The sequence below is a fragment of the Glaciecola petra genome (assembly GCF_031846345.1).
Classification (GTDB): domain Bacteria; phylum Pseudomonadota; class Gammaproteobacteria; order Enterobacterales; family Alteromonadaceae; genus Glaciecola; species Glaciecola petra.
Genome location: NZ_JAVRHX010000001.1, coordinates 1,510,315 through 1,535,980, shown reverse-complemented (window position 1 = coordinate 1,535,980; position 25,666 = coordinate 1,510,315). Strand labels below are relative to the sequence as shown.

Here is a 25,666-nt window from a genome sequence, read left to right as displayed (position 1 = left end):
TTCTTCTTTTGGGTTTATTTCGTGATCGAAAGCTCAAGCATTCTGTTGAAGATTGAATCGAGCCAAATAGTTGTATTTTCGGCTACGATTGGATCAAGTTTCTTCCCTTCTTCTATGCAAAATAAAACAGCGCTGAAGAACATATACTTATCTTCTGATATTTTAATTTTTAGTTCGATATATTTATCGTCATCAATTTTTTTCATAAGAAGAAAAATTTTTGATTCGTCAGATTGGTTTGGTGTTGGTAAAAGAGTAAGCGACCCGTTTGTCATACCTGCCGAATAACTAACTGTTTTTCCGTCTAAATCTGATGTTTTCAAGAATCTGTGTGATAATTTAAGCATCCTGTTTCACTCCAAATTGTATTAATATTTCAGCAAGTTCAAGACCAAAAAGTTTATTCGAAAAACGGCGTAATCCATCGTATCCGTTTTGTATATGGGACGGTGCAAGTCCGTCTAAATATAATTTGTCCAACTCTACCAGCAGGCGGTCAACCTGTTCTTCACGAATAGTTTGAATTGTTATAAATCCAGTGCAACGAGCAAGTTCTTTTTGTGCAATTTTCAGTGATTCAATATCAACCATCATTCCTTCCAATGCTTCGATTAGTTCGAGCATTGCATGACTGATAATTTTCAAATGACTTGTTTTAATTCGAGTATTCGGTTTCATTATGCTTGTGCTCCATCTATTTCATATTGCGCAAGATTTTCGATCCATGCATCAATAGTTGATTGACGATAACGAACTGAGTGGCCAATTTTTAGATGCTTTGGCGCCGCAATACCTAACAGCTTTCCTGTAACTCGACTTTGACGAATAGTAGTTTTTGAGCAATTTAGCTGTACAGCTAACTCTGGGTCTTTTAACAAGTGTGACATTGTATTTACTCCTAAATAAATTTAAATACAATGTCACGATACAGGTGATTTAGTAGTAAACAACGGAGTAACTAGTTACTCCTTGAATATATCTCCTGTTTCTTTATAACAGGTAATCCATTTGTTGATAGTTTTACTGTCGGGTTCTCGGTTAAATTCTGTGTGAATATGCTCCTTTAAAGCTACTTTGTTTTTGATTTCACCAGCTATAAACTTAGTTATCAAGTCGGTTAAAAATATCTCATGTTCTTTCCATTGTGAATTTCTGCCACCTTTTGAACGTTTAAACTTTTCAGATTCAATTTGAGCAGATTTATGTATTCGATCGATCTCAGAATCGATATGAGCATCCACCGAATATTCTTCAAACTTGTCATTGGGTATCGATTGCATTATTTCTAATACGTTTGTTTTTGGTTGTAAGTTATTAAAAGCAAGTTTCTCTAAATAGACAATTAATTCTTCTGCTAGTTTGAGCGATGCCTCAAAATCATTTTTAGTTTTGCTTTGTTCGAGTTTACCTTTAGTCTGTTTGGCTAGAATCGCCCACTTTGCGATATTAGTTCCACTCATAATTTATCCCTCAATAATCGGCTGCATGATATCTGACCATAGTTCTAACGCTTCTCTACGTTCATTCATATAATCATGAACATCGTAAACACGAAGCATCCCTTCAAGCTGATGCGACAAAAGTTTTTCGCAGACCACAGCATTAACACCAAGTCTTGATAAATGCGTCCTGAATGTTCGTCTTAAATCGTGCGGTACAAACTTTTGCATATTTAATTCTGGTGTTTCGCTTATAAACCTTCGTCTTAGAAACTTGGCTGGCGCTGCACGATCTATATTACCGTTGTTAGTTGAACTTACAGATGGAAAAATAAAATCCGTTTCAAGGTCAACAAACGCATTTTTCAATTCTAACAAACAACTTTTCATTAGTTCGGTCAACGGTACAAGGTGCTCTTTTGTTTGATTCTTTTCACCTTTTCGATTTTCTTCGGGGAAACACCACATATTTTTCCTAAAATCGATATCTTGCCATTTTGCTAATGTCATTTCTTGTGACCGACAACCAGTTAAGATTATTAACTTGAAGCATTGCTTAACTTGAATGCTTGCTGTCGAAGTTTTCAACCAGTCATAAAAATATGTCAATTCATCCATTGTTAAACTTCGCGTTCTAGCTCTCTCTACTCCACCTATATCGTTTCGTTTCGTGTTCTGTAGAGGATTACTTGATAGCTCACCACGAGCGACACCAAAACGATATACTTGTTTTAATAAAACCAATGTTTTATTTGATTGTACTAATGAACCACGATCTTTAATTGGGTCTAAGCAACGCTTAATTGTAAGTTTAGGATCTTCTTCTAAATCTATTAATTTTATTTTTCCGATAGTAGGGCGAACGTCTGCATTAAAAGCTCTCTCAACTTCTTCAGGTCGTTTTCTGTGAAGTTTTGCGTGTATCACGAATTGATCTAATAAGTTGTTGAGGATAGGTGCCGACTTATCTTGAACTATTTTTGATTTATTTTTTATTTTTTTTGCACCAATGTCTTCACCAGCGAGTATTTTACCAGTTTGGATATTAGCCTGTTTTCTGGCTTCTTTAGTCGATATCGTGGATGCTGATCCTAACAAGAAGTTACCTTGCTTTCCGTTTCTACCGCCAATGCGATAATAAAGGTAGAATTTCGTGCTACGGGTACCATCGTTCTTTGTTTTGCCGAGCCTTACATGAAAGCCTGATAATTCAGTGTCGTTAATTCGCTTTATAGAGTCATCAACATTTTTAAGTATTGAGTCAGAGATTTTGAGTTTTACCGTTGACATTATTCGTCCCTAAAACTTGAAGAATAAATTTCATGTAGCACCTGTGTAGCACATTTTTTAAATTGGAAATCTATTTGTCATGAAATGCATTTATATGTATGTAGTTGTTATTTTATACTTAATATCAATTAAAACAAGGGTTGGTGGCTTATTGGCGAGGTGTGTATAAATTAATATAATGATTACTAAATATGTGTTGCACTGTCATGGGGTGTCAGGGGTCGGAGGTTCAAATCCTCTCACACCGACCAATTATAAAGGCCTTTAGCAATCACCCTATTTTAGCATTACCTTTCCGTTACCTTATACAGTACTTTTTATTGTCAAGCAGCCAACGCTACTAAAGACACGATTAAAGCTATTATCGAAATTGCCATTGTTCTGTAGAAATAAACGTTAGTTCTTAGGCTACTGGCATCTTGATTACAATTATCTACTATTAAACTTGTGCCTAACCTAATAGAATCAATTCTTGTTAGCACTGGTGATAGGGTATCTGTGCCATACATTCCAGATACTTTTACGTCATCATAAAAAGCGTCAACAGCTTCTACAAAATCAATTGTTAGAATTGATAAGTCGCGCTCGATTTCTTTTAATTTTTCAGAGCTAAGCATTAACTTAAGTGGTTTAAGTTCCTGTAACGCTAATAAATTTTTAATCGCTCTTTTTCGAGTTTGATCGAGAGCGTCTTTAAACACTTTTAGATCCATCATTTTACCTTCAATTCTGCTACTGGAACCGAGCCTGTAACTAATTTTGTGTAACTGCCTATCATAAATTACTCTATTGAGAGTTACATTATAACTGTTAAAAGTTTCCAGCAAAATCTGGGAAGTCCAGTCCTAGTTATTTAGTAATATATGCTTGTATTTGAAAACGACTTTTACCATACGAAGACTTAAAGATAAGAAATTAACAATTATCATTTAAATTCCTTTATTTTTTCTAGATATATTGGAATGTGCTTCATTATATAATTTGCCATTCCAATATCTGGTCCACTAAAATCATATTCTTCAGAATGACTGCTTGTGGTAATTCTAACTTTGATATCTTTAGAACTGACTATGTTTTCAAACAATGAAAAAGGAATTGTGACCGCAGAGCCCGTTATTGTATAACTATTATTGGTAAGAGTGTTATAGCCACTATCACTTAGTAATTTATCGTTAAATTTGAAAGTTTTTATATCATCTTGATTGATTACTGATAAATCTCTAAAGTTCAAATAAGTACGAGCACGATCGATAGTATAGAGCGTTGAAATAAATAAAATTTTATCGGGGTGGTCGCTCGACCATGAAAAACCAACCTGATACTTTGGGGTCTCCAATGTAGCATTGGACACAGGTGCCCAGCATTCAGTTATGTTTACTACCTTCGCACCGGTAAGAATATCCCTAAACTCTTTTACTTTGCACATTTCGGTAGTTTCCGGTACTAGACTTAAACAACCAGTCAAACCAAACAGTATAATGATTAATAAACCATGCCTTTTCATTAAATTCCCTCATTGCTTGTTGTTATGTTTTCGCATGTCCCAAGGAGCTCAACATTTTTAAGCTTATTACAGATACCAAGTATTTATTATCCATTACTTAAAAGTTTTATTTCTCTTGTTTTTGTCCAACTTTGACTTCAATAATAGAATCTATACCAAAGTAAATTTCTGAATTCGCCTAATACCTTATAAGAAGCGCGTTTGTTTCTTCTGGCAAATATTCTATATAAAGTTTACAAACCTACAATAAAAACATTTATATTCAATATGGAGTTGAGGCTTTCTTGTTTATTGCTGACTAGCACATCAGCCTTTATGGTAAATTTTTCTTCATCGTGAGTTACGTTAGACAAAGATACATTTTAAAGCTCATTGTTGCTGTAAGAATAAGCAGGGCATGCAAAGCTCGTGATCAAAATGACTGAAAATATAGCTATTAAATTCCTCACAAAAATTTCCTTTTCTATATCAGCAATTTTTTCTAATTCGCTTTCATAAGTCTGTGCAAATGCCTCTGAACGCGCAAGCAGTTGTTGATTTGATAATTTGCGACTAGGTGCTGCGCATGAAATGGTGAACATCGCAAAAAATAGTAATAAGATTATCTTAGGCGATATTACATTTTTTGAGTTTATGCTGATATTGAATGCTTTCAAATTAATGCTCTATTTTCAGATGTCTTTCTGCCTCAGCAATATTGCCGCTAAACATGATAACGCAGCTTCTTCTACTTCGTTTGAGTTTAAAGTTAATTGACCAATGATTTGTTGGCGTAATAAATTTGTGCAGGGTTCAAATGAAATAGCTGCTAGCACAGCGGGCGGTAAGTTCCTAAACACTTTTTGTTGCACGCCTTCTTCATAGATTTTACCGAGAGGAGCAAAAAGGTTCCTAGCTAATGATTCTTCTTGCTGTTGAATAGTTTCAGGTAGTTTAGCAAATTCTGGTTTACAAAGAATGGATTCTGGATAAAGCAAACCAAACTCCCACATTCTATGCCACAAGTAAATAAAGCGCTTTTTTAAGGTTTGTGATTCATCGTAATTGTCAAACAAAAATGCTGCGAGGCTCATTAAGTTTTGCTGATGCAGTTCTTGGACTAAGTCATTTTTACTTTTGAAGCACAAATATATTGTGCCCGTTGCAATCCTTGATTTGGAAGTTTCTTGTTTCATCGATAAGTTATAGAGCCCTTTGACCGCGAGCAGTTTTTCGGCTAACCGCAAGATCTTTATTCTTTTTTCTAGCATTAAATTGACACCAACTGAACGAACGTTCATTATCAAATAAAAGCGGGAATCGTCAAACTTAGACCCTTTTTAACAAACAATGCAAAGTGATAAATACACAAAAAATAGCGTTATTGAACAGTCGAAAAGTAAGATAATTAAAGTCCGACCATTTATGGAAACTTAATGTTAGAGCAATTACTAATTGGCGGGGTGACTATTGCAGTCACAGTTGTCATCCAAGTCGTCTTCATTGGCTTATTAGTAAAAGGGCTGAGCGCTTGTGGGCAAATGCTGAGTCGACCACCACATACCGTTAAATTCATTTGTTCATTAGTTTTTATAGTTCTATGGCTATTTTTAGGCTTATCTGCTTCAAGCTGGGCGTGGGGTTTTTTATTTCTTTTATTAGGCGCATTTGAGACAATGGAGCCAGCACTTTATTTCTCAATAGTCACATTTACAACATTAGGCTATGGGGATATTACTTTACCCGGTGAATGGCGAATTTTAGGCAGTATTGCGGCTGTAAATGGTTTGATTATTGTCGGTTTGAACACCGCCTTTTTGGTAGAAGCAATTACTAGGATTAGAAATGGACAAACGACTAAGTTACACAAATAAATTTACTTATCGCTGTCAGTAGAAGACTGATTGAAGTAGTCTTCATAACATTATATTTTTGCCTTTAGGGGTGTAGATTTAGATTTCGAAGTTACCGTTGATAGCGACAGTTTTTGTTGATGTAACAAATGCGTTTGTCATCGGTTTCGCAATTTCGCTTTAAATAATTTAATGATAAATGGATATCTTATGTTAATTAGAAAAAACCTCATTCTTACAGTCACACTTAGTACAGCTATTCTAGCGGGGTGCTCTGATGCTCCTGTGGTCGAAGAAACTGAAATGGTGAGACCTGCAAAATTACTTGAAGTGACACAAACGTCTAATATTCAAACCCTAAATTTCCCAGCGGTAGTTGAAGCGTTAAGTTCAAAAGACTTAACCTTTCAGGTCTCGGGTCGAATAGAGAAACTGAATGTAAGAGAAGGCGATACTGTAGAAAAAGGCGATGTGATAGCCACGTTAGAGAAACGAAATTTTATAAATGAATTGCAAGTCATACAATCACAATATGACAGCGCCAAGCTAGATTTTGAAAGAGCGGAAAGGCTCATCAGAGAAAATGCAATTGCACAAAACGTATTTGATCAACGTAAAGCGGCTTACGATGTTGCGGCATCGCAGTTGGACTCAGCAAAAAAGGCTCTTGAGGATACTGAATTAACCTCCCCATTTAGTGGCGTTATAGCAAGTAAAATGGCCAATGAGCTACAAGTTATCTCACCTTCACAAGTAATTGTTACATTGCAAACACAAGGTGCAGCAGAGGCATTGATAAAAATACCTGCCGCATTGGTTACACGCTCTAAGCAACTAGAGCCTATTGAAACGCATATTGTGTTAGATGCAGCCGATGGCCAAACTATTCCAGTAACCTTTGTTTCTAGTACCTTAGAAGCAGACCCGACAACACAAACCTTTGAAGCACGTTTTGGTTTTGTGCCACCTAATAACCTTGTGATTTTACCAGGTATGACGGGTAATATTTCTGCTACCTTTGCTTTAAGAAGTCAAGATTCGGTAGAAGGTCAAATAAAAATCCCACTAAGTGCTATCAATACTGATAGTAATGGTCAGTTTGTTTGGAAAATAAACAAGGAAACAATGGCGGTTACTCGACAGGGTGTAGAAGTTGGAACGGGTATTGGTGAACAGCTTGTCGTTTCAAGTGGCTTAGTCGCCGGAGATACAATCGTTGCAGCAGGTGGTTCGTACCTGACTGAGGGTCTTGTTGTGCGTTCAATGTCGTTGTAGATAAGGAAAAGTAATGAATATAGGTATTTTTGCGGTTAAGAACCGTCTAATTACGACCCTAGTTATTATTGCTTCTTTGTATAGCGGATGGTTCGCTTATGAAAATATGGCAAGGTTTGAAGACCCTGAGTTTACGATCCGTACGGCAGTTATTGTTACACAATATCCAGGTGCTACACCCGAAGAGGTAGCCAATGAGGTCACGGATCCCCTTGAAACCGTTATACAACAATTGCAAGAAGTAGATGAAATTAGATCCGTCTCATCGGCAGGTCTTTCAATGATCCATGTAGATATTTTATATGAGTTTTCACCTTCTAAAGAATCCCTCCAAAGTATTTGGTCAAAACTCAGAAATAAAGTTGCAGACGCTCAGCAAAGCATGCCTCCGAATGCAGGTACATCTATCGTAAATGATGATTTTGGTGATGTGTATGGTGTGTATTATTTGCTAACGGGCAATGGGTTTACGTATAACGAACTAAAAGAGTATGCAAAAAGTTTACGTACCGGATTATTAACCGTCGATGGTGTTGCAAAGGTCTCATTGTCAGGGCTACAGAGTGAAGCGATATACGTTGAAATCTCAAGAGAACGAGCGGCAACACTTGGTTTATCCATTAACAATATTATTCAAGACTTGAGTAATCAGAATGCGGTGATTTCGTCGGGGAATGTGAAAGTAGGAGACAGCCGGTTAACTATTCAACCCTCAGGTTCAATTGATTCGGTTGAAGCGATAAGTAACTTGGTGGTAACAACAAGCACTGAAGGCACCCTTGTATATTTGCGAGACGTAGCAAATGTATATCGAGACTACGTTGATCCACTATCGCATGAAATACGCTACGACCAGCAACCCGCTATAGGTTTGGGAATTTCAAATGTGACTGGCGCTAACGTTGTCGCTATGGGAAATGCGATAGAGCAAAAGCTTAAGGAATTAGAAAACCAACGGCCACATGGAATTGAGTTACATGAGTACTACCATCAAGGAAAAATAACTGACTTAGCCGTTTCAAACTTTGCCTTAAATGTACTTGCGGCGCTTGTGATTGTTTTGGTTACCCTATTTTTCTTTATGGGATTAAAATCTGCACTCATCATTGGTTCTGTGCTTGTTATTACCATTGCAGCGACCTTAACCACCATGTACATGGTGGATATTCCTATGCATCGCATATCCTTAGGCGCTCTCATTATTGCCTTGGGTATGCTAGTGGATAATGCCATAGTGGTAACAGAAGGAATATTGGTAGGAACGAAGAAAGGGGAAGATAAATTAGCGGTCACGAAACGAATTATAGAACGCTCAATTTGGCCTTTATTGGGTGGAACACTGGTGGGGATTATTGCCTTTGCACCTATCGGTTTAGCGCCTGGAAGTACCGCTGAATATACCGGGCACTTATTTTGGGTGGTCATGATTTCTTTGTTTTATAGTTGGTTATTTGCTATCACGATAGTCCCATTTTTAGCAAACTTAATGTTTAAACAAGAAAACCCCGAGCAAAGTGAAGAAGCAGAGGGTAAGTTTCTTTCTGCCTATAAACAATTTTTACGAACAGTACTCAACTTTCGCTGGATTCCTATTGGGGCAGCCGTCGTCCTTTTTGCCGCGTCGGTTTGGGGCTTTCAATTTGTTAAAGATGGCTTTTTCCCTGCCTCTACTACACCGCAGATTGTAGTGGATTTTTGGATGCCTGAAGGAACTGATATTTCGCGTACTAAAAAGGACATACTTACTTTAGAAAATGAGCTCGTTAAAATAGAAGGTATCGAGAACGTACAAACTCTAATTGGAGCAGGTGCATTGCGGTATATGCTTGTATATTCGCCTGAAAGCAATAATTCCTCGTATGGTCAATTTTTATTAAAAGTCGATAGTTACAACAATATTGAAAAGTTAGTCCCAGTTATCCAAAATCTCGTCGACACGGGCTATCCAGAAGCACAATCTAAGGTCTGGCAGTTTCAGCTTGGTCCAGGGGGTGGGAGTAAAATTGAAGCCGAGTTTAGCGGGCCTGATCCAGTTGTGTTAAGAAAATTGGCGGAAGAAGCTAAAGCATTAATGATAGCCGATGGTGGTGCGATTTCTGTACAAGATGATTGGCGTCAGCCAGTAGCTATAGTGCAACCTGAATATTCAGATTCGATAGGTCGACGCTTAGGTGTATCAAGAGAAGATTTGTCAAATGGGCTGTTAACTAATTTCTCAGGCCGTTCAGTTGGTGTTTACAGAGACGGAGATACTCTCATACCTATAGTGATGAGAGCACCTGAAAATGAAAGAGTTAGTCCAAGAGATATTGGACAAATACAATTGGTTAGTACTTCGACTGGGTCAACAGTTCCCTTGCGTCAAGTTGTATCAGGTATTAATACTGCGTGGCGAGATGCGCTGTTAAAAAGAGAAGACCGAGTATGGAAAATTAAGGCTCAAAGTGACCCAGTATCGGGCACCTTAGCGTCTGATTTATTTGCGCGACTAAAACCGCAAATAGAAAATATGGATTTACCTCCAGGATATAGCCTTACTTGGGGAGGTGAATCTGGTAACAGTGCTGAAGCGAATGACGCGTTAGCAAGCACAATACCACTTGGTTTCTTGGCAATGGTGTTGGTGGTGGTTGTTTTATTTAATGCCATTAGGCAACCATTAGTCATATGGTTAGTTGTGCCTCTTGCGCTTATCGGAGTAGTATCGGGCTTGCTACTGACGGGAACACCGATGGAATTTATGGCGATATTGGGTTTACTTTCTTTGTCTGGTTTATTAATTAAAAACGGTATTGTATTAGTTGACCAAATGGACATAGAAATTGCTGAGGGTAAAGCACGTTTTGATGCTGTTGTTGACTCAGCTGCAAGCAGAGTGAGACCTGTAATGATGGGTGCTTTAACAACCGTATTGGGAGTCTTACCCTTGTTTTACGATGCCTTCTTTAAGTCGATGGCAGTCGTTTTAGTGTTTGGATTAACGTTTGCAACGATTCTTACACTTGTGCTTGTACCCGCTTTGTACGCTGTATTTTTTAGAATTAAATCCACTGAAAGTGAGGTTAACTAGTAATGAAAAAGCTAACATATTTAGCCGTATCGATATCAATCGCGACCTCCATAGCACTTCAAGGTTGCGTCTCTAGCCCAGATAGGCAAGAAACGGCAAAAACCGCGGTAAATGAAAGCTTGGGAGATGTGCCAACTAATTGGTCTAGCATTGCCGAAAGAGTAGGCACTGTCGAATCTGGTTGGTTGTCTTCGCTAAATGATCCTCTTTTAACGTCGTTAGTTATGGAGGCACAAAAAAACAATTATAACCTTCAAGCCGCGGCACAAAATGTGAATGTGTCTCGTGCGCTAGTGACTCAAGCGGGTTCAGCTTTGAGTCCTCAATTAGGTTTCAGTACTGGCGGGTCTGACGCTGGCGCGCTCGAGGGTTCATCGAGTGGTTCGCTTAACGCCAATTTACAAGCCAGTTGGGAACTTGATATATGGGGGCGATTAGCCGCTGGAGAAAATGCTGCCGTGCAAAGCCTTAAAGCGGCTGAAGCGGAATATGTTTTTACTCAATATTCGCTGGCAGCGGGCGTTTCAAAAGCGTATTTTGTATCTATTGAGGCTATTAAGCAAACTGAACTTACGCAAATGACATTTGATGCTGTAGCTGAAACGATGCGTATTACAAAGGTTCAATTTGATAATGGTTTAGCCGATCAACAAGATATTGCACTTGCAAAAGCAGAAGTTGCGTCGGCTGAAGATGCATTAATAGCCAGCAAGGGCGCACAGCGTGATGCCATTCGTTCGCTAGAATTATTACTCGGTAGATATCCGTCAGCTGAATTAACGATTGAGGCTAAGTTACCAAATGTACCAGCGGCTCCAAGTCCAGGTATTCCCTCCGAATTATTGGAACGTCGACCTGATTTAATAGCTGCAGAGAGACAAGTAGCAGCAGCGTTTAATAAGCTGGACCAAGCGCAAGCTGCAAAATTACCAAGTGTATCGCTGACGGGCAGTTTGGGGGGATCATCTAGTAGTTTAAGTAGCCTGTTGAATCCAGCTAATCTTGCGTGGCAAGCTATTGGGAGTATTGCTGCCCCTATTTTAGATGGTGGGCGGTTAGACGCACAAGTTGAAGCCGCAAATGCGGAGCAAAAGGCAGCTGTTGCTAGTTATGCGCAAACAGCACTTTCTGCATTTTCAGATGTGGAAACTGCTTTGGACTTGGGTCAAGTTTTACGCCAACGTGAAGTTGCCTTGGTGCAAAGCTTAGAATCGTCTGAAGAAGCCTTGCGTATTGCTAATCTAAGATACCAAGAAGGGGAAACGTCTCTCTTAGAAGTATTGCAAATTCAGCAACGAGTATTTAGTGCTAGGCGCAATGTCTTATCAATTAATAGGGCCTTATTGACGCAGTTTATTGACTTAAATCTTGCATTGGGTGGAAATTGGCAATGAATATAAAACGGATGCTTTCAGTTTGAGCATTAACCGCGTTTACTATTGACTATTCAGCCACAAAACCATCCCAACGCTTCATGTAAGTAATAAAAGTGGGGCTTAAGCCTTCGTTTGCTAAATGAGCCTCACTAACTGGCAAACTTATCGGTTCAAATTCAGCGTTAGCGATAACGCGTTTTGGGAAGTCATGATGCAGTATGCCTGAGCGTCCAATAGTCACAAAGTCCACGCCTGCTTCTAATATTGAGTTTACAACTTGACCTGTATTTATATTGCCCGCTACCGTCCATTTAACCGATTTAAAATCAAGGTCAGAAAAATGTTCAAGCAGCGTTTTGTGTTTATGTACTTCTTCTTCAGGGTGTTTGCTTACATCCCAGAGGGAGAGGTCTAAAAAATCAATATGATGTTGCTCAATGAGTAATTCACAAACCTGTTTAATTTCGCTTAATTGCATACCAAAGCGTTCGGGTGAGAGGCGCACGCCGAGTAAAAAGTGGTCGCCACATTGCGCTCTAATGCCATCTATAATCTCAAAAAGCAGTCTTGCACGATTTTGCAGACTACCGCCATATTCATCTTGCCGTGAATTGATAGTGGCACTTAAAAACTGAGTAAGTATATAACCATGGGCACCGTGCACTTCAACACCGTCATAACCGCAAGTTTTTGCTCTTAATGCGGCAGCAATAAAATCATCGCGTAGTTCTTTTACTTCTTTATTAGATAGGGCTCGGGCATTGTATTTAGGCATGTCAGAAGCAGAAACCGCCATTTGGCCTATTTCTTCTTTGGGAGAGCGCATACCTGCATGATGCAGTTGTGCAACAGCTAAGCTACCGTGCGCTTTTATTTCAGTGGCTAAACGCGTATGGCCTTCTATTTGTGCGTCTTCGTAAATACCAAGTTGTCCAGGAAAGCCTTTGCCCACAAATTGCACATGTGAAGCGCAGGTCATCGTTAAACCAAAACCGCCTTTTGCGCGCATAGTAAGCCATTTGAATTCGTCTTCAGATAACTTGCCGTCGGCGTAGCTTTGCGTATTGGTAAGAGGGGCTAACATAAAACGATTTGGCATTTGCACACCACACTGGAATTGAAGTGGTAAGTTAGCAGTGCTCATATTTATCGATAATTCCTATTTTGTGTAAACGCTCGACCTGCTGCTACAAAATTAAAAATATTGAATAGGGTCTGCGTAAAGTCTAGTATTGATAATGATACCTCACTTAAGAATCAATTCATGAAAAAAGTACTCATATTTGGCAATTCAGGTTCGGGCAAATCGACCCTTGCGAAAAAACTCAGTAAACTTGAGGGCTTAGCTCATTTAGATTTAGACTCATTAGCATGGATGGAAAATCAGCCGCTTACTAGAAGGCCCTTGGTTGCTTCTGAGCTAGAGATCAAAAACTTTGTGAGTGCGAATGAAGCATGGGTAATAGAAGGCTGCTATTCGGATTTACTATTGCTTGCTACACCTTTTGCCAACGAGCTAATTTTTATGAATCTACCGATAAATATTTGTATTGAAAATGCGCGCCAACGTCCATGGGAGCCGCATAAATATCCCTCAAAAAAGGCGCAAGACGCTAACCTTGATATGCTAATAGACTGGATTGAACAGTACGAAACTAGAGACGATACATTTTCGGCTAAGGCGCATAAAGCACTTTATGACAATTTTGCTGGCACAAAGACTGAAATTGTTATTAATCAGTAATTGATTTAAGTCTTTGTGGGCTTAAGGTGCTTATCTAAAAATGCTAAAAGTTCTAAAAACATACGGACACTTTGGTCACCTTCTGAAAAGTGGTGTCCTGCGTCTTCAAAAATGGAGAACTCAAAGGGTATTTGTGCTTTCTCTAAAAGTAATTTTGCACGATATGCATGCTCTACGTTCACCCTACGATCTTCAACACCATGCACCAACAATAAGGGGCGCGATAAACTATGAAGTTGATACAAGGGCGATATCTCAAGCAGTTGTTCATAATCAGTTAAAGGGTCTCCCACGTACTCCGATAACCATTTTTGTTGTGCTTTTGAGATATTGGGATTTTTGAGAAACAAATTCATATCTAATACCCCAGACACACTGGCAGCACAAACAAATAATTCAGGGTGTTTTAATACTAATGCTGCAGACGCATACCCACCATAACTCATGCCCACGGTGCAGGTTCGGCGAGCGTCTATATCGTCACGACTACTTACCTTTTTTAGAGCAGCCGTGAGGTCGACCAACATTTTGTCGCCCCATTGTTTTTTCCCGGCGTCTCTAAAGTCAATTCCATTTCCACCAGAGCCCCTAAAATTTACTCTAAGTACCGCATAGCCACGTGCAGCAAAGAATTGTGCGCTACTATCAAAATAAGGTGAGTCATAAATATTGATTGGCCCTCCATGCGGCAACAACACTAGTGGGGCAGGAGTTTGTGTAGCGCCTTCAGGTAAAGTCAACAGATAAGGTATGTCCAATTCGTCAACGGTAACACTATCCATGACTTGCTTACTAGGTAGTGGGGACGTAATGCTCGGAAAACGACTAAGCACAGGTGTTTCAGTCTTATCACCAATGGCAATATAGTATTGACCAACTTCATTATGCGACTCTTTATACAGCAATCGAACACTGGCATCTTCGTTTTCGCTCGAAACTATATTGAGTTTTGCTTGTTGATTTTTATTAGCAATATCGGTGGTATCGTCTCCAAAATATAGTTCTGTGTACAAGCCTTGCTCAACAACTATTACGCCAATAGCTTGCTCATCATTACCATATATCAAGTCTTTAATAGGCAAGCCAGGTGAAGTATAAATTTGAGTATGTTCACCTGTTTTAAAATCGGCTAAATATAAGCTAATCGCTTGTTCTTCGTTGATATCCATCGCGTAAAAGCTGTTTTCGTCTTTTGCTTTTGCCATAGGCAATAAATTAGGTGACTCTTTGTCTTTTTCGTCTTCAAAAAAAGAAGCTGGCCAAGTTTTAATAGTGACTGGTGTAAGTTCTTTGCCTTTTGTTTCAGGTTTATCAGTAGATTCTGGGTCAGATTCATATTGATAAACAGCTAAATCCATACCCATGTCCTTGTTGTACAATAGTACGGCGCTAGGTTTAGCCGCTTCATTGAAAAACCATTCCATAACATAACCGTCGGCGGTGGCTATTACGTTTTTCGCAACAAATTGACCACCGTCGACTCTGGTGAGTTTGTTTCTTTTTTGTCCAACTTTAAGTAATTTTTGCACTTCAATACGATAAACTTTAGAGGTGCGGTTATTGCGTGAAAAGTAAAACACACCGGCTTCCTGAGGAGCAGGTTCTACCAAATATCCAGATGTTGATACTTGGTAAATTAGTGCTTTTTCAGTTTTGGATTTGACATCGACAATAATCAGGCGAGTACTCATGTTACGCTCGAGTAAGGCGGTTTCGATGTCGGATTTATCTATGAGTATTGTGGCGATATATTGATTGTCTATCCATTGCATACCACGCAACAAAGTGTCTTTATCAAATACTTCTGCTATGTCTATAGTATTCTTGATTTCTTGGGAATAGCTGTCATAAACACTTATTTCGGTAATGGTGTCACTCATTCGGGCAATCGCATAATGCTTGCCGTTTGGCGACAGCCGAATATTACTAGTCTCACGCTCACCAAATAATATGGACGCTAGATTGTCGGCAAAACTTGGTAATGAAAACACCATTAAGCATAACAATAGAATTTTTTTCATGCCTAACCCCCTATAGGTTGTTGTAATTCAGCATAAAAAGGGTCTTTGTATCCTATACCGTTATTGATGGGCCATACTATGCTGGAAGCGGTCACTCGCGTTTGCAAATCTTCTAGGTTTTTCGCAAATTGATTTAGCCAAAGCATATCAACCGAATCTTTTGTTCTTACAGCACTTACAGCGATAGTGCCAAGGTAATTAATACTTTGTTGTTGAATAAGGAAACGCCATTTATCACTGTTGTTAGTGCTAATTTTAAATGGTAAATCGTAATGTGGCACATCGACTCGCACAATTTGATAAAGTCCTTCGGGTAAATTTACATAAACGATCTCGGTGCGATCAGATAGATCAAGCCTAAATTCTTTGCCGTTAAACTTTAATTTTTCAGGGTCTTTATTTGCGTTAGCAAGGCTATTTTGATTAATTTCACGCACATATAAAATGGTGTTTGATTGTTTAATGTCGACATAAATTGCACCAATGCCAAAATCATCTTGTTTGCCTGTGGGTTGGCTTAACGAGTCGCGCACCTTCCAGTTTTGTTGCGCAAGGCTTTGAAACGAAAAAACACTCAAAATTAATATTGCATAAAACGAATAAAGTTGGCTTGAATACCTTTTCATTTACATCCTAGTTTATATTTGCACTTCAAATACATAGATTTATATTATTACACGGCGAGTATCAAGGTAAAGAGCATAATTTTTCTTTGGCTCTGTGTACTTTACATGCCATTGATTTGTACGCTAATGTAAAGGAAGTATCGCAATAGTCGCGTATTTAGGAATAATAAACAGAATAATAAGGAATACTATGTATCTTCGTAAAGCGTATATGTTTGCATCAATCGCCATTATTTTACTAATAAGTGGTTGCGCAAGCAGTGTTAATGTTGCTACACAAATCAGTCAACAACAAGGCTTAAACCCTGAAGAAGGAATACTTACAGCAAGAGTCATTAATACGTCTAGTTATTCACTTCCTTTTAATCAAATTTATATCGCGCCCAAAGAAGTCAACAGCGCAAAAGAAGTCAAACCTTTTATTGCATATGCAGAAGATCGTCCAATAGGTGACAGTGCGCTGTTTGCCGTATCTTTGCCGCCAGGTGAATATAGTTTGAGTGTAGTTTCTTCATTTGTTTTTAGAGGCAATGGTTATTATTCTCGCGCTGCTTTTGCCGATCCAGAGTTTGGTGTATTCAAAGTAGAAGCTAACAAAGTTACTGACCTAGGCACTATTGTTTATTATCCTAAACCAGAAGGAGAACGCTACGCTAATCTGTTAGCTAGGGTGCCTGGTACTGCAGAAGGTAATTTATTGGGGCGGTATTTTCCTCAATATGCCGCTAAAGCCAACAATGTTCTAAGTTGGGATGAAGACGAGCTTGAAGAAGATAGATTTTTAACATACGCCACGATCGCACAAAACCCATTGGAGTTCAGCGACATTGTTGCAGCGCCTGACGGCAGCATTTATTTACTAGGCAAATTAGGTGTGATTTTACGCTATTCCAGCGAAGACGGTTTTGAAACACTAGCGGTAGAGACCGATTTGGCACTTAATTCCTTTGATCAAAATGATGCCGGAGCACGAATTACTGGAGGGCATGAGGGCGCGTTATTTTATCAAGACCCAGGCCAAGATTGGCAAGCAATTAATATTCCTGAAAAGGTAACCGTTCATCATGTTTCGTTTTATCAAGAAAACCAATTTGACGTTGTATATAGCACAAAGAATGACGTTAATATTGTTCGCTATAATACTGAAGATTTGAACACACCAAGCACTTTGAATACTTATACTTACAGAACGGGTTGGGATCTTTTGCAAGAAAAACAAATAACCGAAAAGTCCCTTAAAAAAATGGCAAAACGCAAAGCAGCAAAGAAAAGAGAAATAGGGTCTGTATTTGTTTCAGAAAAAGGAGACAAGCGTGAAATTAGTGTGTCTGTTTTTATATCAGGGCAATGGGATTATTTTAATGCAGGTGACCTAGATGGATTTGCTTATCAACCAGACACATGGGAAATGCGCGAAGTAGAAGAAAATGACGAGGAGATGGATATAATATTAAATGCTGGCATGGCTGAATTGGGCATTAAATTGCCCGGGTTTTGGTCATGGGATGGAATGCCCCAATATTATACTCGAGCTAATGAGAATGCTACTTGGCAAGAAACGGCGACCAGAATAGAGTCATGCGATAGCGGCAAAGAGCCAAACGCTAAAGGTTACTGTGTAGTTAACGGCAAAGTGTATGACCCAAAAAGAAAGAGTTTTTCTTTTATCTCTAAACCTTGGTTTTGGAATGCGCAAGAAGGCTTAGCAATTGTTAGTTTTTCTGATATTTCATTTTGGTCGGGAGAACGTTCGCAAGAAACAAAAATACTATTAACCAGTGATGGCGGCGCAAGTTGGGAAGAAAGTGATTTAAGTTTGCCAAATGAGTACTGCGTCACTATCGTGACTGAAATTAAGGATAGAATATTGCTTTCTTGCGATGGCGCAAGTAGTGATTTTTATGAGTCTACTGACCTTGGTGAAAGTTGGCAACACATTCGACAGCAACAAGCGTTTTAATGTTATGAAATATGAAAAGACGAATAAAATGAGTAGAGTGCCTGCTAAAACCCTGTCTTTGTTTGTTATTATATTGTGCATGAGTGCAACTGGCGTCAGTAAAAGTATTGCCAATGATCGCAAGATAGAAGTGGATTCGACGGTCATCACTAACCATAAAACTGAAATTAAAGGCAAGCGGATATCTTACTCTGCGACAACCGGCACACAACCTGTTTGGAATGATGAAGGTGAAGCAATAGCAAGCTTGTTTTACACTTATTACCAGCGTACTGATGTAAAAAACAAAAGCAAGAGACCCTTGGTAATGTCGTTTAACGGTGGGCCAGGTTCTGCTTCAGTTTGGATGCATGTGGCTTATACAGGCCCGCGTATTTTGAATATTGACGATGAAGGTTACCCAGTGCAACCTTATGGTGTGCAAACAAACCCTTATTCTATTCTTGATGTTGCAGACATTGTGTTTGTTAATCCTGTCAATACTGGATATAGCCGAGTATTGCCCAACAAAAACGGTGAAATGCCGTCGAAAGATGCGCAGCAAAAAATGTTTTTTGGTGTTAACGCTGATATTACATATTTGGCTGAATGGTTGAATACCTTTGTGACTCGTAACGAGCGTTGGACTTCTCCAAAATATCTGATCGGCGAAAGTTATGGTACAACTCGAGTGTCTGGTTTAGCCCTTGAATTACAAAATCGACAATGGATGTATTTAAATGGCGTTGTGTTAGTTTCTCCGACTGAAATTGGCATAGAAAGGGAAGGGCCTGTCGAATCTGCTAACAGGCTGCCATATTTTGCAGCTACGGCTTGGCACCATAAAAAATTGCCCGACGACTTGCAATCAAAAGACTTATACGAAGTGTTAACTGAAGTTGAAGACTTTGCGCTCAATCGCTATTTGCCTGCTTTGGCGAAAGGCGCATACATTGGTGAAACAGAAAAAAACGTCACAATAAAAAAAGTAGCTCGTTATAGTGGTTTAAGTGAAAAAGCGGTTAGACAAAGTAATATGGATATTAGCAATGCGTTTTTTTGGAAAGAATTACTAAGAGATGAGGGAAAAACTATTGGCCGATTAGACAGCCGATACTTGGGTATTGATGAAAAAGAAAGCGGCGACAGACCCGATTATTGGGCAGAGTTGACGTCATGGTTACATTCGTTCACGCCTGCAATTAACCATTATCTCAGCGCTGAGTTAGCGTATAAAACTGACCTTAAATACAATATGTTTGGCCCGGTTAGGCCATGGGATAGAAGCAATAATAATAGTGGTGAAAATTTACGTTTGGCGATGGCACAAAACCCTTACTTAAATGTGCTTGTGCAATCGGGTTATTACGACGGTGCAACCAATTACTTTGATGCTAAATATACCATGTGGCAACTTGATCCTAGCGGAAAAATGAAGTCACGCCTTAGTTTTAAAGGTTATCGTAGTGGTCATATGATGTACTTGCGTCGGGAAGACTTACGTTTGTCCAATCAGGATTTACGAGAATTTATTAACAAGACGCTTCCTAAAGAAGGTCAGCCGGCGCAATACTCACGGTAAACCTGCACAATAAATATCGGTCATAAATGCTGATAAAATTATTATCTACACAACTAAGTAAAACGGGCCTTCTGCTTCCTTTTCTATTTTAAGTCTAATGCTTCGTATACGGCGTCTCTAAATTTCTTGTGGGCATCATTGTTAAATGGTATTACTTGCCCAAAAAATATTACGGTAACATCGTTGAGAGGATCGACCCAAAATAAGGTGCTAGCTGCACCATCCCATAAAAACTCTCCTACCGCACCATAATTCTCACTTTCATCAGCTGGTGGGGCAATTCGAACTGCTACATTTAAACCAAAACCCATTTGCCCTTTTGATGGTAAAAACTCTTTTTCGGTAATATCTTCAGGCAAATGATCTTTTGTCATTAACGCTACGGTTTCAGGTTTTAATATCTGCTGTCCATCGTATGAACCTTCATTCTGGAGCATGAGAGCAAATTTCATATAATCGTCGATGGTTGACACGAGTCCATGCCCACCATTTGTTTGCACGGGGGCTTCTTTAAAAAATCCATAAACATTTTCATCTGTATCTCTTACAAGCTCTCCAGTATCGTACTTAATGTAAACAGCACTGATATTTGATTTTTCCTCAGCAGGTATGAAATAGCGTGTTTTTTGCATATTGAGCGGGCTTAATACGCGTTCGTTCACGAGCTCAAGATAAGGTTTGCCGCTAACAACTTCAGCTAAGCGTGCTTGTACATCTACCGACACGCCGTATTTCCATTGTTCACCTGGATGACAATATAATGGAATAGCAGCAAGTTCTTGGCTAAATTGAGAAAGTGGTTTTTTAGGATCTAATATTTCCTTTTCATTCATGATATTCGCCGAATACGTTCCTTCCCAGCCATACCCAAAACATGCAGTATGTCGAAAAATATCTATGACTTTAATTTCACGATTAGCGGTAACTAGCTTAACGCTGCCATCTTCTTTTGTACCATCAACCACCAACATATTGCTATACTCAGGTAAATAAGTTGATAAAGGTGCTTCTAAGTCAAACAATCCCTCTTCGTACAAAGACATTAAAACTGTGCCCGTAACAGGTTTGGTCATAGAATAGATATTGACCAGGCTATTTCGGGAAAAGGGTGTACTACTTTCTTTGTCGGCTAAACCGAAAGCGCCAAAATACACTTCTTCGTTGCCCCGATAAACAAGCGCCGAAACACCCATAAAATCGTCGTTTTCAATAAAATTGGATAATACTCGATCAATTTTAGTTGTATCCATATTGTTTATTACCTGTTCAGAACCTTTGACCTCTTCTTTTATGTCATTGTCTTTTTGTTGGCATGCAAAGAGTGTTAACAAACTCATACCAGCTATAAAAAAGTAAGTAGCGAACTTCATATTGCATAGTCTCCGTATATCTTTAGGATCTGAGCTAAATCCATGATTGTCATATAGTATTAACATGAGTTAAGCTAGAAGTCACTCGCTAGTATTAACGATTGCAATAGCAATGGATGCTAATATGAAAGTACAATGTGTATCACTTGTTCTCAAACAATATCGGTTTTTATTTTCTTTTATATTTTTTATGTCTCTTGGATGTGGTTTGGCTTTGGCAGAACCAATAGAAGAAGAGAATATTATCCCGGATTGGTATCAAACGTTAACGCTTCAAGATGGTCGCTACATTAAAATTTTACCAGCAGAATACGAAACGTTTGTTGTTACCGAAGTCGTTGAGCCTGCAAAAATCGTCACCAGAGAAATTCCTGCGGTGACAAAGCAGGTGTCAAGACAAGTGCTCAAATCACCAGCCCAAACAATAGAAAAAAGTTTTCCAGCGCAGACCGAGATTATTCAAAAGAGAGTAGTTAAAAGCACAGCTAAAACGTCTAGTAGAACTATTCCTGCTGTCATTCGAAATATCAAAGCTATTGATCCTAAAACAGGTCGAGAATACATTAAGGAGCTTGTAGTTCAGCCAGAATATAAGCAACTAACTTCTATTCCAGCCGTATTTGAAACAGTAAACGAGACAATTGTTATCGCCGAGGCAAGGACTGAGAAAGTAAAAGTGCCAGCGCAATTTGAAACCCTTTATGAGACGGTCATTGTCACGCCAGCTTCTCAAAAATCTGAGAGCATACCCGCAGTGACCAAAAAAATAGAAAAACAGATTATAACAATGCCTGCACGTATGGCTTTGTTCTCAGTTAACGATGAATTACTACATATTTTTACAAGTCGGGCGGAGTTTTTGAAGTTTAAGCAAAATCCGAGTTCTACTGAGTTTGTGTATGACCCAGCGCCGTTTGAGCAAGTAGAAGAAACCCTTGTGATTAAGCCTAAACAAACTGAATACGCTATTTTGCCAGAGCAAACTGAAACAATGACAGAAACTGTGGTTGTGCAAGACGTCAGCACTAATGTGGTGACTATTCCAGCTAGCTATCGCACAGTAACAGAGACCGTGGTTATTCAAGAAGCCACTGTCGAACATATTTCAATACCCGCACAGTTCGAAACTCATAAAGAAAGAATTATGATTGAGCCTGCCAAGAATGGCCAACCGGCAAAAATGCGAACTGTTGAAGTAAGAAAGTTGGTGAGGCCTGCTAGTATTCAAGAGAGGGTTATCCCTCCGGTGACAAAACAAATTACAACACGAGTCATTGATAAACCCGCATCCTACCAAGAACGCACTATTCCAGCTTCTACATCGGCTCAAACTCGACGGGTTGTCAAAAGGCCTGAACAAGTTGTATCACGTCAATTACCTAAAGAAGAACGCACTGTTAAACGGTTTTACCTTAAATCTAATGACCAAGCATATAGCTATGTGCCTGAGCTTATACAAGACAAATTTGTTTGGCCAAGTTCGAATACCCTTACTGAGTTTATACCCCCACAAACTGAGGTTAAAATGGATATTCCTCAACAGGTATGTGGATATACTCAAGAAGGTACGCAAGCGAGTTTAATGCAAGTGCATGACAACCTATCTGCAGTGCTGAACAAGCACCGCTATCAAAAACGAGTATTCAAATATCCCCATGGTTTTGCCATATTAACGCTACCAGAACGCATAGACGAACAAGCAGAAACTATTTTTACGCCGAATTCCAATATACGTATTGGGCTTGATGAACATCCCATCGACAGTTTAGGCAGCTATTTTAGTATTTTGTTTACTAAACCAAAAACAAAATATCGTTATATTGCCTTTATTGTAAGTGCTATCGACAATATCGAAAGTAGTGGCGAAAAGGCTTCTCCAGAGGGATTACAAGCCATATTTGCGGAAGGAGGCTTAACAAGCGACCTGCCACAAAGTTTGCATGACTATGGGTTTACCAATGAATATAAATGCCAAGCGTGGGTGTATGAGTTTTCGCGAATAGACAGGGATGACCCTGTTTCTTTGACAGGAGATTTATTTGTGCCCGCCGCACCAAGTTTGAGTGAGTTTTTGCATAAGAGCGGTTCTCCTGTTTTACGAACATTATTTACCACTGAGCAATAGGGGGGATTAACGAATGATTGAACAACGTAAAAAGCTCGCTATTTTGTGGTTTAGTGTTACCGGTTTATTCTTTTTAGTATTATTAATAATGAGTATAACCGACCGTTTAAATGGTAGTGAGATTGCCCATGCGTGGACAAAGTTTTTTGGGCCATTGGCTTTGCCATTGGGGATGATAATATCTACGTTTGTTAAAGATGAAAAAGCAGGTGTTAAATCTAAGCCAGCAGCGAGCCCTTTTTTGTTCAGAATGACTTATATATTGTCATTTATCTGTGTGTCCTTACCGCTGTTATTTTTACTTTACTTTCCTTTTGTAGATCCAGAAAATCCGATCGCGTACATCAACAGTCGCTGGGTAATAATTGCTGCGGTAGAAACTCTTCCATTTACCGCTATGGGGTTTTTCTTTTATGGAAATTGGGTAAAAAAGTAGCGCTTTTTAAAGCGCTATTTTGTGTTTAAACAGGCAACAATTTTATGCTTTAGTGCGCGCTACCCAAGCGTATATTTTTTCTTCAAGAATTGACATTGGAACAGGACCATCTTTCAAAATTTCGTCGTGGAATCCTCTGATATCAAACTTTTCGCCTAACTCAGCTTTGGCATTTTCTCTCAGTTCCATAATCTTGAGCTTGCCAACGAGATAGGCTGTAGCTTGGCCAGGCATTGCAATATAGCGCTCAATAGCTTTAGTCGAATCGTTCTCAGAATTTGGTGTGTTTTCGACAAGGTACTGGATTGCTTTTTCGCGGCTCCATTGCATTTCATGTATACCTGTGTCAACAACCAACCTGCAAGCACGCCATAGTTCCATCGCTAAGCGTCCAAAGTCAGAATAGGGATCTTGATAAAAGCCCATATCTTTGCCTAGTTCCTCTGTGTAAAGCCCCCAACCTTCAGTATAAGCAGTAAATGAAAGGTACTTCTGAAACTCCGGAATGCCCTCGAGTTCTTGGGTAATAGCTCGTTGCATATGATGTCCTGGAATGCCTTCATGATAGGCTAACGCTTCCATTTGGTAGGTGGGCATATCGGCCATGTTATAGAGGTTTGCATAATAAGTACCAGGTCGACTCCCGTCTTTGGCAGGACTTTGGTAAAATGCTTTTCCAGCAGATTTTTCTCTGAACGCTTCAACACGTTTGACTATCATCCGTGCTTTGGGCGTTAGGCCAAAATACTCAGGGATTTTAGCTTCCATGATATCGATGTATTCTTTAGCCTCGCGCATATATCGTCCACGGCCTTCATCGTCTGCAGAATAATAGAACTGCGGATCATTACGCATAAATACAAAAAACTCCGCTAAACTGCCATAAAATTCTACTTTTTCCATTATGGCTCGCATTTCTGTATGAATACGCTCCACGTTCTCAAGGCCTAGTTGATGCACTTCAGCTGCATTAAGCTCTGTTGTTGTAAACCAGTTTAAGCGATTTTGATACCAAGCCTTGCCTTCGGGTAGTCGCCACACACCATCTCCTTCAGGTGATAGCATTTGATGTTTTTCTAGTTCAGCAATCAATTTTTCGTAGCCTGGTTTTACAGAACTAAGTAAGGCGTTCGAAGCTCTGTCGAGCAAGTCTTGTTTCTCACTTTCTGGAATATCGAGGGCATAGATCTTGGTGAAGAAGTCTTCAAATATAGTGGAGTTAGTTTCACCACTATCAAATGGCTGACCTTTTAGCACATTCTGTGAAGCTTCAATCATTTGCCCATAAGACCACTTAGGTGGAAATACACCCAGTTCCTCACGTTTTTTAAGCTGCTCAATCACCTGATCAAACAAAGGAGATACTTTTTCGAGACGGCTGATATAAGCCTCGGCATCATTTTTGTCTTTCACTCTATGAATATTAATTAAAAAGCTCGGTACGGAAGTATGCCAAGCTCTAAACTGATGCATAATATAGCTGTGAAAAGGAAATTCGCTATTGGCTAACCGGCGTTCAATATCCGCAATGTATAGTTGAAGGCTGAGCCGTTCTGATTCTGATAGTAGCTCGGTATCAAAAGCCTTTGCTTGTGTAAGACGAGTTTGCCTAATTTCTTTTGTTTCTTGTTCAAAAGCGATGGAAGCATCGTTCCATTTGTCATAATCAGTTTTAATCCCTAGACGACTTTTTCGCATTGGAGATCGGGCTAAGTCTTGATTGTAGCTAGTTTGGAAAAACTCAGCTAAGCGTTCTGATTCAGCTGTATTTGCATCTGATGTGATTGCAGAGCCATTTTCAGTCCCTAAGTGCTGTTTTGATTGGCTTTGATTTGAAACAGGACTACAGGCACTAATAGAAATGGCAGTTGCTATAGCAATTGCTAATGGTGTCGCACGCTGTAAAGATAAATATTTTATTGTTTTTGAGATTTTCATTATTATTTTCCGCTTAAGTTTTGTCGTTAGTGATAACACTTATACAAAATTTTCTGTATTCTTTATTGTATAAGCATTAATTTAAGTATGTAAAAGGTC

General features: G+C 39.1%; 22 protein-coding genes and 1 tRNA gene. 10 read left to right on the top strand and 13 right to left on the bottom strand.

Translation table 11 applies throughout. The annotated features are described in order from the left end of the window. Positions 1–14 precede the first annotated feature (14 nt). The 5 genes from RM552_RS06790 to RM552_RS06770 all read right to left on the bottom strand — a co-directional run bounded on the left by RM552_RS06790 (position 15) and on the right by RM552_RS06770 (position 2,729). A complete protein-coding gene (locus RM552_RS06790) occupies positions 15–347 on the bottom strand; it encodes a hypothetical protein (protein ID WP_311368012.1) in 333 nt (110 codons plus the stop codon). Continuing rightward, a complete protein-coding gene (locus tag RM552_RS06785; RefSeq protein ID WP_311368011.1) occupies positions 340–678 on the bottom strand; it encodes a hypothetical protein in 339 nt (112 codons plus the stop codon). The genes RM552_RS06790 and RM552_RS06785 overlap by 8 nt, the downstream gene beginning before the upstream one ends. Further along, positions 678–887, bottom strand: a complete 210-nt coding sequence (locus RM552_RS06780; RefSeq protein ID WP_311368010.1) for a helix-turn-helix transcriptional regulator — start codon at positions 885–887, stop codon at positions 678–680. The genes RM552_RS06785 and RM552_RS06780 overlap by 1 nt, the downstream gene beginning before the upstream one ends. 75 nt (positions 888–962) lie before the next feature. Beyond that, on the bottom strand, positions 963–1,460 hold the full coding sequence (locus RM552_RS06775; protein WP_311368009.1) for a hypothetical protein: 498 nt from the start codon (positions 1,458–1,460) through the stop codon (positions 963–965). A gap of 3 nt (positions 1,461–1,463) precedes the next feature. Next, entirely contained in the window at positions 1,464–2,729 is a 1,266-nt protein-coding gene (locus tag RM552_RS06770; RefSeq protein WP_311368008.1) for a tyrosine-type recombinase/integrase, read from the bottom strand. 157 nt (positions 2,730–2,886) lie between these two features. Here RM552_RS06770 and RM552_RS06765 point away from each other — a divergent pair. Then, positions 2,887–2,980, top strand: a tRNA-OTHER gene (locus RM552_RS06765). A 72-nt stretch (positions 2,981–3,052) separates the two neighbouring features. Here RM552_RS06765 and RM552_RS06760 read toward each other — a convergent pair. From RM552_RS06760 to RM552_RS06750, 3 genes are all read right to left on the bottom strand, one after another. Further along, on the bottom strand, positions 3,053–3,445 hold the full coding sequence (locus tag RM552_RS06760) for a hypothetical protein (RefSeq protein ID WP_311368007.1): 393 nt from the start codon (positions 3,443–3,445) through the stop codon (positions 3,053–3,055). Positions 3,446–3,654: 209 nt separating this feature from the next. Beyond that, complete coding sequence (locus RM552_RS06755) at positions 3,655–4,233, bottom strand: hypothetical protein (protein WP_311368006.1); 579 nt, start codon at positions 4,231–4,233, stop codon at positions 3,655–3,657. A 671-nt stretch (positions 4,234–4,904) separates the two neighbouring features. After that, positions 4,905–5,483: a TetR/AcrR family transcriptional regulator gene (locus RM552_RS06750; protein WP_311368005.1), complete on the bottom strand. Its 579-nt coding sequence runs from the start codon at positions 5,481–5,483 to the stop codon at positions 4,905–4,907. Between the two features lie 165 nt (positions 5,484–5,648). On the opposite strand from RM552_RS06750, the gene RM552_RS06745 reads away from it, so the two are divergent. The 4 genes from RM552_RS06745 to RM552_RS06730 all read left to right on the top strand — a co-directional run bounded on the left by RM552_RS06745 (position 5,649) and on the right by RM552_RS06730 (position 11,804). Beyond that, a complete protein-coding gene (locus tag RM552_RS06745; protein WP_311368004.1) occupies positions 5,649–6,086 on the top strand; it encodes an ion channel in 438 nt (145 codons plus the stop codon). Positions 6,087–6,275: 189 nt separating this feature from the next. Further along, positions 6,276–7,340 (top strand): efflux RND transporter periplasmic adaptor subunit, encoded by a 1,065-nt coding sequence (locus RM552_RS06740; protein ID WP_311368003.1) that lies wholly within the window; start codon positions 6,276–6,278, stop codon positions 7,338–7,340. A gap of 13 nt (positions 7,341–7,353) precedes the next feature. Continuing rightward, complete coding sequence (locus RM552_RS06735) at positions 7,354–10,410, top strand: efflux RND transporter permease subunit (protein ID WP_311368002.1); 3,057 nt, start codon at positions 7,354–7,356, stop codon at positions 10,408–10,410. A gap of 2 nt (positions 10,411–10,412) precedes the next feature. After that, the gene (locus tag RM552_RS06730; protein ID WP_311368001.1) at positions 10,413–11,804 is read left to right on the top strand and encodes an efflux transporter outer membrane subunit; all 1,392 of its coding nucleotides are present in this window, start codon (positions 10,413–10,415) and stop codon (positions 11,802–11,804) included. A gap of 49 nt (positions 11,805–11,853) precedes the next feature. On the opposite strand, the gene RM552_RS06725 is transcribed toward RM552_RS06730, so the two are convergent. Then, positions 11,854–12,930 (bottom strand): NADH:flavin oxidoreductase, encoded by a 1,077-nt coding sequence (locus RM552_RS06725; protein WP_311368000.1) that lies wholly within the window; start codon positions 12,928–12,930, stop codon positions 11,854–11,856. 120 nt (positions 12,931–13,050) lie between these two features. Here RM552_RS06725 and RM552_RS06720 point away from each other — a divergent pair, with 120 nt between their 5' ends. After that, complete coding sequence (locus RM552_RS06720; RefSeq protein ID WP_311367999.1) at positions 13,051–13,530, top strand: AAA family ATPase; 480 nt, start codon at positions 13,051–13,053, stop codon at positions 13,528–13,530. Positions 13,531–13,535: 5 nt separating this feature from the next. Here RM552_RS06720 and RM552_RS06715 read toward each other — a convergent pair whose 3' ends face one another. Both RM552_RS06715 and RM552_RS06710 read right to left on the bottom strand, forming a co-directional pair. Then, complete coding sequence (locus RM552_RS06715; protein WP_311367998.1) at positions 13,536–15,551, bottom strand: alpha/beta hydrolase family protein; 2,016 nt, start codon at positions 15,549–15,551, stop codon at positions 13,536–13,538. A gap of 2 nt (positions 15,552–15,553) precedes the next feature. Continuing rightward, the gene (locus tag RM552_RS06710) at positions 15,554–16,177 is read right to left on the bottom strand and encodes a hypothetical protein (protein ID WP_311367997.1); all 624 of its coding nucleotides are present in this window, start codon (positions 16,175–16,177) and stop codon (positions 15,554–15,556) included. A 190-nt stretch (positions 16,178–16,367) separates the two neighbouring features. Between RM552_RS06710 and RM552_RS06705 the strand changes: the two genes are divergently transcribed. Both RM552_RS06705 and RM552_RS06700 read left to right on the top strand, forming a co-directional pair. Continuing rightward, positions 16,368–18,137 (top strand): WD40/YVTN/BNR-like repeat-containing protein, encoded by a 1,770-nt coding sequence (locus RM552_RS06705; protein ID WP_311367996.1) that lies wholly within the window; start codon positions 16,368–16,370, stop codon positions 18,135–18,137. Positions 18,138–18,165: 28 nt separating this feature from the next. After that, positions 18,166–19,698 carry a S10 family peptidase gene (locus RM552_RS06700; RefSeq protein ID WP_432277199.1) on the top strand — a complete coding sequence of 511 codons (1,533 nt, stop codon included), beginning with the start codon at positions 18,166–18,168 and terminating at the stop codon, positions 19,696–19,698. 83 nt (positions 19,699–19,781) lie between these two features. Here RM552_RS06700 and RM552_RS06695 read toward each other — a convergent pair whose 3' ends face one another. Further along, positions 19,782–21,068, bottom strand: a complete 1,287-nt coding sequence (locus RM552_RS06695; RefSeq protein WP_311367995.1) for a serine hydrolase domain-containing protein — start codon at positions 21,066–21,068, stop codon at positions 19,782–19,784. Between the two features lie 124 nt (positions 21,069–21,192). On the opposite strand from RM552_RS06695, the gene RM552_RS06690 reads away from it, so the two are divergent. Beyond that, positions 21,193–23,193, top strand: a complete 2,001-nt coding sequence (locus tag RM552_RS06690) for a hypothetical protein (RefSeq protein WP_311367994.1) — start codon at positions 21,193–21,195, stop codon at positions 23,191–23,193. A 13-nt stretch (positions 23,194–23,206) separates the two neighbouring features. Further along, the gene (locus RM552_RS06685) at positions 23,207–23,629 is read left to right on the top strand and encodes a hypothetical protein (protein WP_311367993.1); all 423 of its coding nucleotides are present in this window, start codon (positions 23,207–23,209) and stop codon (positions 23,627–23,629) included. Positions 23,630–23,671: 42 nt separating this feature from the next. Here the strand turns inward: RM552_RS06685 and RM552_RS06680 are convergent, their stop codons facing one another. Further along, a complete protein-coding gene (locus RM552_RS06680) occupies positions 23,672–25,567 on the bottom strand; it encodes a DUF885 domain-containing protein (protein ID WP_311367992.1) in 1,896 nt (631 codons plus the stop codon). Between the last annotated feature and the right edge of the window lie 99 nt (positions 25,568–25,666).

Excerpts from the sequence above, each read along its gene's own strand:
- RM552_RS06700 (WP_432277199.1), top strand. The coding sequence starts at position 18,166 with ATGAGTAGAGTGCCTGCTAAAACCCTGTCTTTGTTTGTTATTATATTG.
- RM552_RS06770 (WP_311368008.1), bottom strand. The coding sequence starts at position 2,729 with ATGTCAACGGTAAAACTCAAAATCTCTGACTCAATACTTAAAAATGTT.
- RM552_RS06730 (WP_311368001.1), top strand. The coding sequence starts at position 10,413 with ATGAAAAAGCTAACATATTTAGCCGTATCGATATCAATCGCGACCTCC.
- RM552_RS06740 (WP_311368003.1), top strand. The coding sequence starts at position 6,276 with ATGTTAATTAGAAAAAACCTCATTCTTACAGTCACACTTAGTACAGCT.
- RM552_RS06785 (WP_311368011.1), bottom strand. The coding sequence starts at position 678 with ATGAAACCGAATACTCGAATTAAAACAAGTCATTTGAAAATTATCAGT.
- RM552_RS06695 (WP_311367995.1), bottom strand. The coding sequence starts at position 21,068 with ATGAAGTTCGCTACTTACTTTTTTATAGCTGGTATGAGTTTGTTAACA.
- RM552_RS06775 (WP_311368009.1), bottom strand. The coding sequence starts at position 1,460 with ATGAGTGGAACTAATATCGCAAAGTGGGCGATTCTAGCCAAACAGACT.
- RM552_RS06690 (WP_311367994.1), top strand. The coding sequence starts at position 21,193 with ATGAAAGTACAATGTGTATCACTTGTTCTCAAACAATATCGGTTTTTA.
- RM552_RS06720 (WP_311367999.1), top strand. The coding sequence starts at position 13,051 with ATGAAAAAAGTACTCATATTTGGCAATTCAGGTTCGGGCAAATCGACC.
- RM552_RS06750 (WP_311368005.1), bottom strand. The coding sequence starts at position 5,483 with ATGCTAGAAAAAAGAATAAAGATCTTGCGGTTAGCCGAAAAACTGCTC.
- RM552_RS06745 (WP_311368004.1), top strand. The coding sequence starts at position 5,649 with ATGTTAGAGCAATTACTAATTGGCGGGGTGACTATTGCAGTCACAGTT.
- RM552_RS06790 (WP_311368012.1), bottom strand. The coding sequence starts at position 347 with ATGCTTAAATTATCACACAGATTCTTGAAAACATCAGATTTAGACGGA.
- RM552_RS06755 (WP_311368006.1), bottom strand. The coding sequence starts at position 4,233 with ATGAAAAGGCATGGTTTATTAATCATTATACTGTTTGGTTTGACTGGT.
- RM552_RS06725 (WP_311368000.1), bottom strand. The coding sequence starts at position 12,930 with ATGAGCACTGCTAACTTACCACTTCAATTCCAGTGTGGTGTGCAAATG.
- RM552_RS06735 (WP_311368002.1), top strand. The coding sequence starts at position 7,354 with ATGAATATAGGTATTTTTGCGGTTAAGAACCGTCTAATTACGACCCTA.
- RM552_RS06780 (WP_311368010.1), bottom strand. The coding sequence starts at position 887 with ATGTCACACTTGTTAAAAGACCCAGAGTTAGCTGTACAGCTAAATTGC.
- RM552_RS06715 (WP_311367998.1), bottom strand. The coding sequence starts at position 15,551 with ATGAAAAAAATTCTATTGTTATGCTTAATGGTGTTTTCATTACCAAGT.
- RM552_RS06710 (WP_311367997.1), bottom strand. The coding sequence starts at position 16,177 with ATGAAAAGGTATTCAAGCCAACTTTATTCGTTTTATGCAATATTAATT.
- RM552_RS06760 (WP_311368007.1), bottom strand. The coding sequence starts at position 3,445 with ATGATGGATCTAAAAGTGTTTAAAGACGCTCTCGATCAAACTCGAAAA.
- RM552_RS06705 (WP_311367996.1), top strand. The coding sequence starts at position 16,368 with ATGTATCTTCGTAAAGCGTATATGTTTGCATCAATCGCCATTATTTTA.
- RM552_RS06685 (WP_311367993.1), top strand. The coding sequence starts at position 23,207 with ATGATTGAACAACGTAAAAAGCTCGCTATTTTGTGGTTTAGTGTTACC.
- RM552_RS06680 (WP_311367992.1), bottom strand. The coding sequence starts at position 25,567 with ATGAAAATCTCAAAAACAATAAAATATTTATCTTTACAGCGTGCGACA.